The sequence below is a fragment of the Sphingomonas sp. 2SG genome (assembly GCF_005503285.1).
In the GTDB taxonomy this organism is placed as follows: Bacteria; Pseudomonadota; Alphaproteobacteria; order Sphingomonadales; family Sphingomonadaceae; genus Sphingomonas; species Sphingomonas taxi.
In genome coordinates this window covers 86,825-100,980 of record NZ_SCMZ01000006.1, presented here as the reverse complement: position 1 = coordinate 100,980, position 14,156 = coordinate 86,825, and the positions used below count along the sequence as shown (strand labels likewise).

Sequence of the window (14,156 nt, the reverse complement as noted above, 5' to 3'; positions counted from 1 at the left end):
GGGAGACGCCCACAGCGGCGATGGGTGAGGCCGGATAACGGGAGCAGACGGGTGGCGATCAAATTCAGGCTGGGAACGCGGGGATCGCCGCTCGCGCTGACGCAGGCGGGGATGGTGCGCGACACCTTGTGCGCCGCGCATGGCTGGACCGCGGACGAGGTCGCGCTGGTCGTCATCCGTACCACCGGCGACCGCGTGCAGGACCGCCCCCTCGCCGAGATCGGCGGCAAGGCCTTGTGGACCAAGGAGCTCGACCGCGCCTTGCTCGACGACGAGATCGACGCGGCGGTCCATTCGATGAAGGACGTCGAGACGATCCGCCCGCCGGCGATCGCCATCGCCGCGATGCTGCCGCGCGCCGACGTACGCGACCGGCTGATCGGTGCGGACAGCGTCGCCGATCTGGCCGCGGGCGCGGTGGTCGGCACCAGCTCGCCGCGGCGGCGCGCGCAATTGCTGCGGCTGCGCCCGGACCTGACGGTCGTGATGTTCCGCGGCAACGTCGACACGCGCCTCGCCAAGCTGGCGGCCGGCGAGGCGGATGCGACGCTGCTCGCCGCGGCGGGGCTCGACCGGCTCGGGCGCGACGGCGTCGGCCGCGCGATCCCGACCGATACGATGCTGCCCGCCCCGGCACAGGGCGCGGTCGGTATCGAGGTGCGCAGCGCCGACGCCGGTGCGGCGCGGATCGTCGCGGCGATCGACGATGCCGCGACCAGCGCCTGCGTCCTGGCGGAGCGGGCCCTGCTCGCCGGGCTCGGCGCCGACTGCCATTCGCCGGTCGCCGCGCTCGCCGCTTTGTCGGGCGAGATGCTGACGTTGCGCGCCGAGCTGATCGCCGAGGACGGCAGCGCCTTCGTCGAGGGCAGCGGCGAGGGCACCGACGGCAGCCTCGTCGCTGCGGAACTCGCCGCCGACCTGCTGGCGCGGGCGCCCGAGGTGGTGCGGCGGCTGTTCCAGCCGTGAGCCTCTCCGGCCTGCTCGTGGTGCGGCCCGAGCCCGGCAATGCGCGCACCACGGCGCGGCTGCGCGCCGGCGGCGGCGCGGTGCTCGGCCGGCCGCTGTTCGCCGCCGCGCCGATCGCATGGACGCCGCCCGATCCGGCGGCGTTCGACGCCTTGCTGGTGACCAGCGCCAATGCGGTGCGCCTCGCGGGCGCCGGACTGGCGCGGCTCGCCGGGTTGCCGGTGATCGCGGTCGGAGCGGAAAGCGCGGCGGTGGCACGCGACGCCGGCTTGCGCGTCGCGGTCGTCGGCGACGGCGGCGTCGCCGACGCGCTGACGGCGGCGGCGGCGGCGGGACTGACGCGACCGCTGCATCTGGCGGGACGCGAACATATCGACAGCGGCCACCCGACCGCGATCGTCTATGCCAGCGCCGAGCTGGACGTCGACGCGGCGGCGTTCGCCGCGGCAGCGACGGGGCGGATCGTGCTGCTCCATTCGGTCCGCGCCGCGCACCGCGTCGCGGCGCTGATCGCCGACCGGCACGCGACGGGCGTCGCAGCGCTGAGCCCCGCCGTCCTCGCCGCGGCGGGCGACGGCTGGGGGTTCGCCCGCGCCGCGGCGATGCCGACCGACGCCGCCTTGTGTGCGCTCGCGCTCGCACGGACGATTGACCGTGCGGCGGGGGGCGGGGATAAGAGGCCATGACCGACTATACGCCGATCGATCCCAGGCCCGCGGCAACGCCCGTGCGCGGGCCGCGGACGGGGGTGTTCCTGGCGATCATCGCCCTCGCCTTCGTCGCCGGGGCGCTGCTCACCGGCTATCTCATGAAACAGGTCGGCTGGCTGAGCACGACTTCCGCCGCCGAGCGTGCGCTCGCGGCGAAACGCACGCAGCCCGATCCGGCCAATTTCAACCCGGCGCAGCCGCTCAACGCCAACGGCCAGACGACCAACGCGGCGCTCGAGCCGGCCGCGCTCGCCTCGCGCGAGGCGACGCTGGCGGGGCAATTGACCGCGCTGGAGGCGCGCACCGCAGCGGTGGCGAGCGATGCCGTGGTCGCGGGCGCGCAGGCGGGTCGCGCCGAGGGGCTGCTGGTCGCCTTCGCCGCCCGCCGCGCGCTCGATCGCGGCGTCGGCCTCGGCTATCTCGAGGAGCAGTTGCGCACCCGCTTCGGCACCGTCCAGCCGCGCTCGGTGGCGGCGGTGATCGAGGCGTCGCACCAACCGGTGACGCTGGAGGATCTGCGCCAGGGTCTCGACGCGATCGCGCCCGAGATCGCCACGGTGAGCAGCGACGGCTGGTGGGCGAGCCTGCGCCGCGAGCTCGGCGGGCTGGTGGTGCTGCGCAAGGCGGGCACGCCGTCGCCCCGCCCCGCCGACCGGCTGGCGCGGGCCCGCCGGCTGCTCGAGGGCGGACAGGTCGAGGCGGCGCGCGCCGAGGTCGCGCGGCTGCCCGGCGCGCGCGATGCGGGCAATTGGATGCAGGCGGCCGACCGCTACGTCACCGCGCGCCACGCGCTCGACCAGATCGAAGGCGCGGCGATCATGGGCCAGGCGAGCAAGCCCACCGTCGCCGCCGCCGCCCCTGCCCCCGCGGCGGAACTGCCCGCGATGCCCGACACGCTGTCGAACGAGGAAGCGACGACCTCGGTCGGGATGTAGGCTTACGCCAAGACCCGCTCGATCAGCGCCATTGCACCCTGCGGGGCGCGGATCTTGGCGCCGTTGATGAAGAAGACGAACGTGTCGCGCTGCGCCTTGGCCGGGGCGTCGGCGACCACATAGGGCAACCCCTCCGGCCGGCCACCCGCCTGCCACGTCCGCGCCGCCCGTGCCCAATCGTCGAGCGCGGCATCGGTATAGCCCGCCGGATTCTGCTCCTCGGCCGCTTCCAGCCGCGCATAGACGAAGTCGGCGGTGACGTCGGCGATCGCCGGATAGTCCTTCGAATCGGCATAGACGATCGCGACGTTCGCCGCCCGCGCCATCGCGACGAAGGCCGGGTCGGCGAAGCTCTCGTGCCGCACCTGTACCGCATGGCGCAGCGGCACCCCGGCGTGGCTGTCGGGCAGCAATTTGAGGAAGGCACCCATGTCGTCGGCGTCGAACCTTTTGGTTGCCATGAACTGCCATAGGATCGGTCCGAGCTTGTCGCCGAGCTCGGTGATCCCCTGCCCGACGAAGCGCTCGACCGATTCGCCCGCCTCGGCGAGCACCTTGCGGTTTGTGCAATAGCGCGACGCCTTCACCGCGAAGACGAAGCCGTCGGGCGCGGCGGCGGCCCAATTGGCGAAACTCGCCGGCTTGAAGCTCGAATAATAGGTGCCGTTGATCTCGATCGCGGTGACCTGCGAGGCGGCATAGTCCAGCTCGCGCTTCTGCGGCCATTTGGCGGGATAGAAGGTCCCGCGCCACGGCTCGTAGGTCCAGCCGCCGATACCGATTCGGATTGTCATGCGATCATCTCCTTGAGCGGTACGGCCGTATCCGCCAGCTGCGCGGGGTCGATGACCGCGCCGGCGAGAACCAGCGCGCGGCCCTGAACGTAATCGCGCGTCGCGTTGACGCAGTCGAGCGCGATCACCCGGCCCTCGCGCAGGTAGATCAGTGAGACGCTGCGGCTGGCCATGTCGCCACGCACGACCAGAGCGTCATAACCCGTCGACAGCCCCACCGTCTGCAGCCGCAGGTCGTATTGGTTCGACCAGAACCACGGCACCGCATGATAGTCGACCGGCGTGCCGGCGATCGTTTTGGCGACCACCGTCGCCTGGTCGTTGGCATTCTGCACCGATTCGAGCCGGATACGCGCGCCGTCGGCGAAGGCGTTGGCGTGCGTCGCGCAATCGCCGATCGCGAACACGTCCGCCAGACCGGTGCGGCACTGTGCATCGACGTCGACGCCGTTGCCGCCCGCCGCCCCCGCGTCGAGCAACGGCTCGACGGCTGGGACGATGCCGATGCCGACGATCACCATCTCCGCCGGCACCGTCTCGCCGTCGGCGAGCGTGACGCCGCACGCCCGGCCATCCGCCTCCGCGATACAGGCGACGGTGACGCCGAGCCGCACGTCGACGCCATGCGCGCGATGCTCCGCCTCGTAGAAGCGCGACAAGGGCTCGCCGGCGACGCGTGCGAGGACGCGGGGCAGCGCTTCCAACACCGTGACCTGCTTGCCGAACTTCGCGAGCACCGCCGCCGCCTCCAGTCCGATATAGCCGCCGCCGATCACCGCGACGCGGTTGACGCCGGCCAGCTCGGCGATCATCCGGTCGACATCGGCGCGGGTGCGCACGCCATGGACGCCGGCGAGATCGTGACCCGAGCAGCTCAGCCGCCGCGGGCTGCCGCCGGTCGCCCAGATAAGCTGGCCGTAACCGATCGTCTCGCCGTCCCCGGTGGTGACGGTGTGCGCCTGCGGATCGACGCGCACGACGCGGCGGCCGAGCCGCATCGCGACGTCGCGCTCACCCCAGAAGGCGGGGGGGCGGATCAGGATGCGCTCGAACGGCTTGTCGCCGGACAGATAGTCCTTCGACAGCGGCGGGCGTTCATAGGGCGGCTCGGGCTCGTCGCCGATCATCGCGATGCTGCCGGCGAATTTGGCGGTGCGCAGCGCGATCGCCGCCTGCGCGCCGCCATGGCCGGCACCGACGATGACGACGTCGTAATGGGACTGCACGCTCGTATTCTCCCGCATTGCCCTCTCCTGCCTTAGTCCTGGTGGCGGCGAAAGCCCGCTTGCCCTCCGTTCGGGTTGGGGCCCGTCGAAGCCCGCCGCTCCTCAAACGCTACGTTTGCGGCAAACAGCCCTTCGACAGGTTCTGGGCGAACGGTGTGAGTGGGTGCGCCGCTCAGTCGAAGCCATATGGCACGATCGAACGCCGGTCGGGATCGACGAGCAGCTCGCGTCCCGCGGGCGGGAAGGCGCGCTGGTCGCAGTCGCGGCGCGGGCAGATGCGGCACGACGGCCCGATCGGCGTCGCGCTGTCCGCGCCGGCGAGGTCGAGGCCGTCGCCATAGATGAACGCGCCGGCATGTTCGACCTCGCAGCCGAGCACCACCGCATAGCGACGGGCGACGCGGCGATAGCTCGACGTCGCCTTGACCAGTCCCTTGGCCATCGACACGTAGCGCGCGCCGTCGGGCATCTCGGCGACCTGGACGAGGATGCGGTCGGAGATCGCCACCGCCTCATGCGCCACCCACAGCGGGCAGGCGCCGCCATATTGCGCGAATTGCAGCCGCGTCGCCGAATGGCGCTTGGTGATGTTGCCCGCCATGTCGATGCGGCAGAAGAAGAACGGCACGCCGGGCAGCCCGGGCCGCTGCAACGTCGACAGGCGATGGCAGACCTGTTCGAAGCTCACCCCGAAGCGCTGGCGCAGTGCATCGACGTCGTGGCGTCGCGCCCGCGCCTCGGCGCGGAAGCGCGCATAGGGCATCAGCAGCGCGCCCGCGCCGTAATTGGCGAGGCCGACGCGCAGCAGGTCGCGCGCCGCCTCCGAGCGCAGTGGCGCGTCGCCGACGATCCCCTCGATCAGCGCCTTCGCCTCGAGCCGGATGAGCTGGTGCGCGAGCTGGAAATGCCGCGTCTCGATCGGCTGCGCGCCGTCGATCGTCAGCGTCCCCGCCGCGGCGTCATAGGCGCGCATCGGCGCGGCGATGCCGTCGTCGATCACCCGCACCTCGTGCGCTGCCTGCAACCGGTCGACCAGCGCCCGCCCCGGTGGCAGATCGTCCGCCAGCCCCTCGGCGAAGCGATCAAGCGGGTCGATGTAATTGCCCATGCCCTGGAACCAGTCGCGCACCTCCTCCCACGGCAGCAGATGCGGCGGGCTCCCCTGCGCGTCGACGCGGTCGTCGAGCACGCGCAGCTGCTCCTGCGAGCGACGCAGCGCGGCGTGCAGCGCGATCATCCGCCGCGCCACCAAAGGCTGTTGCTTGAGGCCGCGCAGCACGTCCGCCTCGTCGAGCAGCGCCGCCGGTACCGACGGATCGGTCCCCGCCTCGAGCGCGCCGACCAGTGCCGCGCTATCGTCCTCGGGCGCGATCTCGACCCAGTCGAGCGGAAAGGCCCGCGCCAGTGCGCCGAGCACGCCGCCGGTGATCGGCCGGTCGCCGCTTTCGATCTGCGACAGATAGCTGGTCGAGATGCCGATCCGCCGACTGAGCGCGATCTGGCTGAGCGACAGCCGCGCCCGCAACGCGCGAACCTGATCGCCGGCGAAGATGCGTGCACGGGGCGGTTGCTGGACCATGTGCCCTCATAGTTTGCAAACAGGTCCGTTGCAATTTTGCAAAACCACAGTTGCGGCGGCGGGCTAGGATCGGGGAAGAAGAGGCAGGAGAGAGTATGTCATCCACGCAGACCGAACTCGACCGCCGCCGATCCGCCGCCAGAGCGGGCGGCGGCGAAAAACGGGTCGCCGCGCAACATGCCAAGGGCAAGCTCACCGCCCGCGAACGGCTGGAGATCCTGCTCGACGAAGGATCGTTCGAAGAGATCGACATGTACGTCGAGCACAATTGTGTCGACTTCGGCATGGCGGACCAGGTGATCCCCGGCGACGGCGTCGTCACCGGATCGGGGACGATCAACGGCCGTCTGGTTTACGTCTTCAGTCAGGATTTCACCGTCTTCGGCGGCTCGCTGTCCGAGCGCCACGCGCAGAAGATCTGCAAGGTGATGGACACCGCGCTCAAGGTCGGCGCGCCGGTGATCGGCCTCAACGATTCGGGCGGCGCGCGCATCCAGGAGGGCGTTGCCAGCCTCGGCGGCTATGCCGAGGTGTTCCAGCGCAACGTGCTCGCCAGCGGCGTGGTGCCGCAACTGAGCCTCATCATGGGTCCGTGCGCGGGCGGCGCGGTCTATTCGCCGGCGATGACCGACTTCATCTTCATGGTGAAGGATTCGAGCTATATGTTCGTCACCGGCCCCGACGTGGTCAAGACGGTGACCAACGAGGTAGTGACGCAGGAGGCGTTGGGCGGCGCGGTGACGCATACCACCAAGACCTCGGTTGCCGACAACGCCTTCGAGAACGATATCGAGGCGCTGCTCGCGGCGCGCGACTTCATCGACTTCCTGCCCGCGTCGAACCGCGAGAGCGTTCCCGAACGCCCGACCGCCGATGCCTGGGACCGACTGGAGGCGAGCCTCGACACTTTGGTGCCGGCCTCGGCCAACCAGCCCTACGACATGCACGAGCTGATCCGGAAGACGGTCGACGAGGGCGACTTCTTCGAGACGCAGCCGGCACATGCCGCGAACATCATCACCGGTTTCGGCCGGATCGAGGGGCGGACGGTCGGCTTCGTCGCCAACCAGCCGATGGTGCTCGCCGGCGTGCTCGACATCAACAGCTCGAAGAAGGCGGCGCGCTTCGTCCGCTTCTGCGACGCGTTCGATATCCCGATCGTCACCTTCGTCGACGTGCCGGGCTTCCTGCCCGGCACGGCGCAGGAGCATAACGGCATCATCAAGCATGGCGCCAAATTGCTGTTCGCCTATGCCGAGGCGACCGTGCCGAAGATCACCGTCATCACGCGGAAAGCCTATGGCGGCGCCTATGACGTGATGGCGTCCAAGCATCTGCGCGGCGACCTCAATTACGCCTGGCCGACCGCCGAGATCGCGGTGATGGGCGCGAAGGGCGCAGTCGAGATCATCTTCCGCGGCCGCACTTCCGAGGAGATCGCCGAGCACACCGCCGAGTACGAGGCGCGCTTCGCCAACCCCTTCGTCGCGGCGAGCAAGGGCTTCATCGACGAGGTGATCCAGCCGCATTCCACCCGCCGCCGCATCGCGCTGGGCCTGCGCAAGCTCAAGGGCAAGGCGCTGGAGAACCCGTGGAAGAAGCACGACAACATCCCGTTGTGAGCCCATCTCCTGAACATTATAAGCATATGTGAAGGAGACGACTCATGCAGACCGAACGCGTGACCTTTCTGACCACCCCCGATCACAAGGCGGCGCTCGATGCGTTCGCGGCCAGCAACGGCAAGTCCGTCGGCCATGTCGTGCGCGAGGCGTCGGCGATCTATATCGCGCAGGCGGCAGCGGATGAAGACGAAGAGCAACTGGCGGCGCTGGTCCGCGAGGTGAACGAGGCCGTTCCCCGTATGCGCGAGGACATCAAGAGCGCGATTGCCAGCATCAATCGTGCGAACGCGGCGGTCGATGCGGTGCTCGCTGGTGAAGGACCGCGGCGATGAGTTTCATCGGCGATACGATAAAGGCGCTTCGCAACGTCCTCCTGCTGCAAGAGGACGTACGCCAGCTCAAGGATATGGTCACCAGCCAGAGCGGGCGACTCGCGGCGCTGGCTGAAGCGCATGCCACGTTGCGCGAGCGCGTCAGCCGACTGGAAGGCGTGATCGAGGGCGCCGCGATGGCGACGCGGCAGCGGCGGATCGAGGAATGACCGACCACGCGCCGTTGGGCCGCCTCAACCATATCGGCGTCGCGACGCCATCGATCGCGCGGTCAATCGAGACGTATCGCACCCTGCTCGGCGCGACCGCGATCGGCGAGCCGTTCGATCTGGCCGCGCAGGGGGTGAGGGTGTGCTTCATCGATACGCCCAATACGCAGATTGAGCTGATCGAGCCCTATGACGAAAATTCGCCGATCGCCGGCTTCCTGCGCAGCAATCCGGCCGGCGGCCAGCATCACCTGTGTTTCGAGGTCGCCGACATCCACGCCGCGATCGCCGACCTCACTGCCAAGGGCGCGCGCGTGCTCGGCGAACCGCGGATCGGCGCGCACGGCGCGCAGATCGTCTTCGTCCATCCGAAGGACATGGGCGGCGTGCTGGTCGAACTGATGGAGACGCCGCTTGCCGGACATTGAGGTCAACACCGGCGAGGACAGCGGCGCCGCGCCCGCCCTGCCGCCGGCCCCCGAACCGACACCGCAGCCGGGCCTCGCCGACTGGCAGGCCGCCGCCGCGAAGGAGGTGAAGGGCAAGGACTTCGTCTGGCAGACGCCCGAGGGCATCGCCGTCAAGCCGCTCTACACCGCCGCCGATGCGCCGGTCGATCCGGGCCTGCCCGGCTTCGCGCCCTTCACCCGCGGCGTGCGCGCGTCGATGTACGCCGGCCGGCCGTGGACGATCCGCCAATATGCCGGCTTCTCGACCGCCGAGGAATCGAACGCCTTCTACCGCCGCAATCTCGCCGCCGGGCAGAAGGGATTGTCGGTCGCCTTCGATCTCGCGACGCATCGCGGCTATGATAGCGACCATCCGCGCGTCACCGGCGACGTCGGCAAGGCGGGCGTCGCGATCGACACCGTCGAGGACATGAAGATCCTGTTCGACGGCATCCCGCTCGACCAGATGAGCGTCAGCATGACGATGAACGGCGCGGTGATCCCGATCCTCGCCTTCTTCATCGTCGCCGGCGAAGAACAGGGCGTCGACCGCAAATTGCTCGACGGGACCATCCAGAACGACATCCTCAAGGAGTTCATGGTCCGCAACACCTATATCTACCCGCCCGAACCGAGTATGCGGATCATCAGCGACATCTTCGGCTATACCAGCCGCGAGATGCCCAAGTTCAACAGCATCTCGATCAGCGGCTATCACATGCAGGAAGCGGGGGCGACGCAGCTCCACGAGCTTGCCTTCACCATCGCCGACGGCATGGAATATGTGAAATACGGCGTGGCATCGGGCCTCGACATCGACAAGTTCGCCGGGCGATTGAGCTTCTTCTTCGCGATCGGCATGAATTTCTTCATGGAGATCGCCAAGCTGCGCGCCGCGCGGGTGCTGTGGCATCGCGCGATGACGCAGCTCGGCGCGCAGGACGAGCGCAGCAAGATGCTGCGCACGCATTGCCAGACGAGCGGCGTGTCGCTGACCGAGCAGGACCCGTACAACAACGTCATGCGCACGACGATCGAGGCGATGGCGGCGATGCTCGGCGGCACCCAGTCGCTGCACACCAATGCGCTCGACGAGGCGATCGCGCTGCCCACCGATTTCTCTGCGCGGATCGCGCGCAATACGCAGATCGTCATCCAGGAAGAGACGGGGATGACCAAGGTCGTCGATCCGCTCGGCGGCAGCTATTATGTCGAAAGCCTGACGCAGAGCCTGGTCGACGGCGCGTGGGAGATCATCGAGCGGGTGCAGGCCGAGGGCGGCATGGCCAAGGCGGTCGCCGCCGGCTGGCCCAAGGCGATGATCGAGGAAGCCTCCGCCGCGCGCGCCGCACGCGTCGACCGCGGCGAGGACGTAATCGTCGGCGTCAACAAATACCGCAAGGATGGCGAGGACCCGATCGACATCCTCGACGTCGACAATGTCGCGGTCCGCGAGGCACAGATCCGCCGCATCGAACGCGTCAAGGCGAGCCGCGACGAGGCTGCATGCCGCGTGGCGCTCGATGCGCTGCGCGAGGCGGCACGTATGGCGCCGGCCGTTCGCCCTGAGCCTGTCGAAGGGCAGGCACAGGGGCTTCGACAGGCTCAGCCCGAACGGGACTGGGAACAGAGCAATCTGCTTGCGCGAGCGGTGGATTGCGCCCGCGCCCGCGCGACGCTCGGCGAGATCAGCAGTGCGATGGAGGACGTGTTCGGCCGCTTCGGCACGCAGCCGACCCCGGTCAAGGGCATCTACGGCGGTGCCTATGCCGACGATGCGCGCTGGCTGCGGCTCGAGGACGGCGTCGCCGCCACCGAACGGCGGCTGGGGCGCAAACCGCGGATGCTCGTCGCCAAGATGGGGCAGGATGGCCACGACCGCGGTGCCAATCTGGTCAGCAGCATGTTCGGCGATCTCGGCTTCGAGGTCGTGCCCGGGCCGCTGTTCCAGACGCCGAAGGAAGCCGCGACGCTCGCGGTAGAGAAGGACGTCGACGTCGTCGGCGCCTCCAGCCTCGCCGCGGGCCACAAGACGCTGATCCCCGAGTTGATCGGCCATCTGCGCGATGCCGGCCGCGCCGATATCAAGGTGATCGCCGGCGGCGTCATCCCGGCGCAGGATTACCAGGGCTTACGCGATGCCGGCGTACAGGCGATCTTCGGCCCCGGCACCAATCTCATCACCGCCGCCGAGGATGTGCTACGGCTGCTCGGTCACAATATGCCGCCACAGGATTCCGCAGAATGACCCGTACCGACTGGACCCGCGCCGAGATCGCCGCGCTGTTCGACCTGCCGTTCGACGAACTGATGTATCAGGCCCAGACCGTCCACCGCACGCATCACGCGCCGTCGGAGGTGCAGCTTTGCACGCTCCTGTCGATCAAGACCGGCGGCTGCCCGGAGGATTGCGGCTATTGCTCGCAATCCGCCTCGTCGGACAGCGGGCTGAAGGCGGCGAAGCTGATGCAGGTCGACGCGGTTCTCGCCGATGCGGCGGCCGCCAAGGCGGCCGGGTCGCAGCGCTTCTGCATGGGCGCGGCGTGGCGCAATCCCAAGCCGCGTGACATGCCGGCGATCGTCGCGATGGTCGAAGGCGTGCGCGCTATGGGGATGGAGACGTGCATGACGCTCGGCATGCTCGAGCCGGAACAGGCGCAGCAGCTCGCCGCCGCCGGGCTCGACTATTACAACCACAATATCGACACCTCGCCCGAGAATTACGGCAACGTCATCACGACGCGTACCTTCCAGGACCGGCTCGATACGCTCGAGAACGTGCGGCAGGCGGGGATCAACGTCTGCTGCGGCGGCATCGTCGGCATGGGCGAGACGCGGGGTGATCGCGTCGGCTTCGTACACGCGCTCGCCACCCTGCCGCGTCATCCCGAAAGCGTGCCGGTCAACGCGCTGGTGCCGGTCAAGGGCACGCCGCTCGGCGACATGCTGGCGGACACGCCGATGGCCCGGATCGACGAGATCGAGTTCGTCCGCACCGTCGCGGTGGCGCGGATCACCATGCCGCTGTCGATGGTGCGCCTGTCCGCCGGTCGCGAGTCGATGTCGGAGGCGACGCAGGCGCTGTGCTTCATAGCCGGCGCCAATTCGATCTTCACCGGCGACAAATTGCTCACCACCGGCAACGCCGGCGACAGCGCTGATGCGGCGTTGTTCGCCAAGCTCGGCCTGACGCCGATGGAAAGCGCCGAGCCGATGCGGGTGGCCGCCGAATAGCCTGCCGGGGAGGGTCTGCCCTCCCCCCGAAAACCATCAAACCCGCAGGCGGACCGGCCCCCGGCCGGCTGCCAAGCGGGAGGAGAGTTGAGGATGTTCAAGAAAATCCTGGTCGCCAATCGCGGCGAGATCGCCTGCCGCGTCATGCGCACCGCCAAGCGGATGGGGATCGCCACCGTCGCGGTCTATTCGGATGCCGATGCGCGCAGTCCCCATGTGCTGATGGCGGACGAGGCGGTGCGGTTGGGGCCGGCACCCGCCGCCGAAAGCTATCTCAAGGCCGAGCTGATCCTGCTCGCCGCGCGCGAGACCGGCGCCGATTGCATCCATCCCGGCTACGGCTTCCTGTCGGAGCGCGAGAGCTTCGCGCGCGCCTGTGCCGAGGCGGGGATCGCCTTCGTCGGGCCACCGCCCAATGCGATCGCGGCGATGGGCGACAAGATCGAATCGAAGAAGCTCGCCAAGGCGGCGGGGGTCAACGTCGTCCCCGGCTTCCTCGGCGAGATCGCCGATACCGACGAGGCGGTGCGCATCGCCTCCGACATCGGCTATCCGGTGATGATGAAGGCCTCGGCCGGCGGCGGCGGCAAGGGCATGCGGCTGGCGTATAGCGAGCAGGACGTGCGCGAAGGCTTCGAGGCGACCAAGCGCGAAGGGCTGGCGAGCTTCGGCGACGATCGCGTCTTCATCGAGAAGTTCATCGAATCGCCACGCCACATCGAGATCCAGGTGCTCGGCGATCAGCACGGCACTATCCTCTACCTCAACGAGCGCGAATGCTCGATCCAGCGCCGCCACCAGAAGGTGGTCGAGGAGGCGCCCTCGCCCTTCGTCACGCCGGCGATGCGCAAGGCGATGGGCGAGCAGGCGGTCGCGCTCGCCCGCGCGGTCGGCTATTACAGCGCCGGCACGGTCGAGCTGATCGTCTCGGGCGCGGACACCACCGGCCAGGGCTTCTACTTCCTCGAGATGAACACGCGGCTGCAGGTCGAGCATCCGGTGACCGAGGAGATCACCGGGCTCGACCTCGTCGAACAGATGATCCGCGTCGCCGCCGGCGAGCCGCTGACCATCACGCAGGATGAGGTCGGCATCACCGGCTGGTCGATCGAGAATCGCGTCTATGCCGAGGACCCGTATCGCGGCTTCCTGCCGAGCATCGGGCGGCTGGTACGCTACAATCCGCCCCAGCCCGGCGAGGAGCAGGACGCACGCATCCGCGTCGACGATGGCGTCGTCGAGGGCGGCGAGGTCAGCATGTTCTACGATCCGATGATCGCCAAGCTGATCACCTGGGCGCCGACGCGCGAGGCGGCGATCGATGCGCAGATCGCCGCGCTCGACGCGTTCGAGATCGCGGGGCCGGGGACCAACATCGATTTCCTCTCGGCGCTGATGCAGCATCCGCGCTTCCGCTCGGGCGCGATCACCACCGGCTTCATCGCCGAGGAATATCCCGACGGCTTCCACGGCGCCCCCGCCGACGGCGAGCTTACCCGCACGCTCGCCGCGGTCGCCGCCTTCGCCGCGACCGCGCAGGCGGATCGCGCGCGGCGGATCGACGGCCAGCTCGGCCGCCGCCTGCCGCCGCCCGCGGCCTGGACGGTGCGGATCGACGGCACGGACCATGACGTCACGGTGTCGACCGACGGCATCGGCGTCGACGGCGAGCCGCTCGACATCGCGCTCGAATATACGCCGGGCGACCGGATGGTCGAGGCGGAGATCGGCGAGGACGTGCATCTCACCGTCCGCATCGCGCCGGTGCGCAGCGGCTTCCGCCTGACGACGCGCGGCGCCAGCCATGTCGCGCGGGTGTTGCCCGCGCATGCCGCGCCCTATGCGCGGCATCTGATCGAGAAGGTGCCGCCCGACCTGTCGCGCTTCCTGATCGCGCCGATGCCGGGGCTGCTCGTCCGGCTCGACGTCGGTGCCGGCGACGCGGTCGAGGCGGGGCAAGCACTCGCGGTGGTCGAGGCGATGAAGATGGAGAACATCCTGCGCGCCGAAAAATCGGGCCGGGTGAAGAGCGTGTCCGCCGCGACTGGCGACAGCCTCGCGGTCGATCAGGTGATCCTGGAGATGGAGTGAACGGCA

At 69.2% G+C, this 14,156-nt stretch carries 13 protein-coding genes; 10 read left to right on the top strand and 3 right to left on the bottom strand.

The window, feature by feature from the left end:
- The first annotated feature begins 51 nt into the window (after positions 1 to 51).
- From hemC to FFS23_RS04610, 3 genes are read left to right on the top strand one after another with little or no spacing between them, the layout of a single operon-like run.
- Positions 52 to 966 carry a hydroxymethylbilane synthase gene (gene hemC / locus FFS23_RS04620; protein WP_283214441.1) on the top strand — a complete coding sequence of 305 codons (915 nt, stop codon included), beginning with the start codon at positions 52 to 54 and terminating at the stop codon, positions 964 to 966.
- Positions 963 to 1,652: a uroporphyrinogen-III synthase gene (locus FFS23_RS04615; protein WP_137897635.1), complete on the top strand. Its 690-nt coding sequence runs from the start codon at positions 963 to 965 to the stop codon at positions 1,650 to 1,652. Before hemC ends, FFS23_RS04615 begins: the two co-directional genes overlap by 4 nt.
- Complete coding sequence (locus FFS23_RS04610; protein WP_137897634.1) at positions 1,649 to 2,611, top strand: hypothetical protein; 963 nt, start codon at positions 1,649 to 1,651, stop codon at positions 2,609 to 2,611. The genes FFS23_RS04615 and FFS23_RS04610 overlap by 4 nt, the downstream gene beginning before the upstream one ends.
- A 2-nt stretch (positions 2,612 to 2,613) precedes the next feature.
- Here FFS23_RS04610 and FFS23_RS04605 read toward each other — a convergent pair whose 3' ends face one another.
- The 3 genes from FFS23_RS04605 to FFS23_RS04595 form a co-directional block, all read right to left on the bottom strand.
- Positions 2,614 to 3,405, bottom strand: a complete 792-nt coding sequence (locus FFS23_RS04605; protein WP_137897633.1) for a DUF72 domain-containing protein — start codon at positions 3,403 to 3,405, stop codon at positions 2,614 to 2,616.
- Positions 3,402 to 4,649: an NAD(P)/FAD-dependent oxidoreductase gene (locus tag FFS23_RS04600; protein WP_137897632.1), complete on the bottom strand. Its 1,248-nt coding sequence runs from the start codon at positions 4,647 to 4,649 to the stop codon at positions 3,402 to 3,404. Before FFS23_RS04600 ends, FFS23_RS04605 begins: the two co-directional genes overlap by 4 nt.
- Before the next feature lie 154 nt (positions 4,650 to 4,803).
- On the bottom strand, positions 4,804 to 6,210 hold the full coding sequence (locus tag FFS23_RS04595) for a helix-turn-helix domain-containing protein (RefSeq protein ID WP_137897631.1): 1,407 nt from the start codon (positions 6,208 to 6,210) through the stop codon (positions 4,804 to 4,806).
- Positions 6,211 to 6,305: 95 nt separating this feature from the next.
- On the opposite strand from FFS23_RS04595, the gene FFS23_RS04590 reads away from it, so the two are divergent.
- From FFS23_RS04590 to FFS23_RS04560, 7 genes are all read left to right on the top strand, one after another.
- Positions 6,306 to 7,832 carry an acyl-CoA carboxylase subunit beta gene (locus FFS23_RS04590; RefSeq protein ID WP_137897630.1) on the top strand — a complete coding sequence of 509 codons (1,527 nt, stop codon included), beginning with the start codon at positions 6,306 to 6,308 and terminating at the stop codon, positions 7,830 to 7,832.
- A 44-nt stretch (positions 7,833 to 7,876) separates the two neighbouring features.
- Positions 7,877 to 8,167, top strand: a complete 291-nt coding sequence (locus FFS23_RS04585; protein WP_212742907.1) for a hypothetical protein — start codon at positions 7,877 to 7,879, stop codon at positions 8,165 to 8,167.
- Positions 8,164 to 8,376 (top strand): hypothetical protein, encoded by a 213-nt coding sequence (locus FFS23_RS04580; RefSeq protein WP_137897629.1) that lies wholly within the window; start codon positions 8,164 to 8,166, stop codon positions 8,374 to 8,376. The genes FFS23_RS04585 and FFS23_RS04580 overlap by 4 nt, the downstream gene beginning before the upstream one ends.
- A complete protein-coding gene (mce, locus tag FFS23_RS04575) occupies positions 8,373 to 8,804 on the top strand; it encodes a methylmalonyl-CoA epimerase (RefSeq protein WP_137897628.1) in 432 nt (143 codons plus the stop codon). The genes FFS23_RS04580 and mce overlap by 4 nt, the downstream gene beginning before the upstream one ends.
- 37 nt (positions 8,805 to 8,841) lie before the next feature.
- A complete protein-coding gene (gene scpA, locus FFS23_RS04570) occupies positions 8,842 to 11,073 on the top strand; it encodes a methylmalonyl-CoA mutase (RefSeq protein ID WP_137897653.1) in 2,232 nt (743 codons plus the stop codon).
- Positions 11,070 to 12,059, top strand: coding sequence for a biotin synthase BioB (bioB, locus tag FFS23_RS04565; protein ID WP_137897627.1), 990 nt, complete (start codon positions 11,070 to 11,072; stop codon positions 12,057 to 12,059). The genes scpA and bioB overlap by 4 nt, the downstream gene beginning before the upstream one ends.
- A 93-nt stretch (positions 12,060 to 12,152) precedes the next feature.
- Positions 12,153 to 14,150 (top strand): acetyl-CoA carboxylase biotin carboxylase subunit, encoded by a 1,998-nt coding sequence (locus FFS23_RS04560; protein WP_137897626.1) that lies wholly within the window; start codon positions 12,153 to 12,155, stop codon positions 14,148 to 14,150.
- Positions 14,151 to 14,156: the final 6 nt, after the last annotated feature.

What these genes read in the sequence shown, in the direction of transcription:
- FFS23_RS04610 (WP_137897634.1), top strand. Translation starts at nt 1,649, where the DNA reads ATGACCGACTATACGCCGATCGATCCCAGGCCCGCGGCAACGCCCGTG.
- FFS23_RS04605 (WP_137897633.1), bottom strand. Translation starts at nt 3,405, where the DNA reads ATGACAATCCGAATCGGTATCGGCGGCTGGACCTACGAGCCGTGGCGC.
- FFS23_RS04600 (WP_137897632.1), bottom strand. Translation starts at nt 4,649, where the DNA reads ATGCGGGAGAATACGAGCGTGCAGTCCCATTACGACGTCGTCATCGTC.
- FFS23_RS04595 (WP_137897631.1), bottom strand. Translation starts at nt 6,210, where the DNA reads ATGGTCCAGCAACCGCCCCGTGCACGCATCTTCGCCGGCGATCAGGTT.
- FFS23_RS04590 (WP_137897630.1), top strand. Translation starts at nt 6,306, where the DNA reads ATGTCATCCACGCAGACCGAACTCGACCGCCGCCGATCCGCCGCCAGA.
- FFS23_RS04585 (WP_212742907.1), top strand. Translation starts at nt 7,877, where the DNA reads ATGCAGACCGAACGCGTGACCTTTCTGACCACCCCCGATCACAAGGCG.
- FFS23_RS04580 (WP_137897629.1), top strand. Translation starts at nt 8,164, where the DNA reads ATGAGTTTCATCGGCGATACGATAAAGGCGCTTCGCAACGTCCTCCTG.
- mce (WP_137897628.1), top strand. Translation starts at nt 8,373, where the DNA reads ATGACCGACCACGCGCCGTTGGGCCGCCTCAACCATATCGGCGTCGCG.
- bioB (WP_137897627.1), top strand. Translation starts at nt 11,070, where the DNA reads ATGACCCGTACCGACTGGACCCGCGCCGAGATCGCCGCGCTGTTCGAC.
- FFS23_RS04560 (WP_137897626.1), top strand. Translation starts at nt 12,153, where the DNA reads ATGTTCAAGAAAATCCTGGTCGCCAATCGCGGCGAGATCGCCTGCCGC.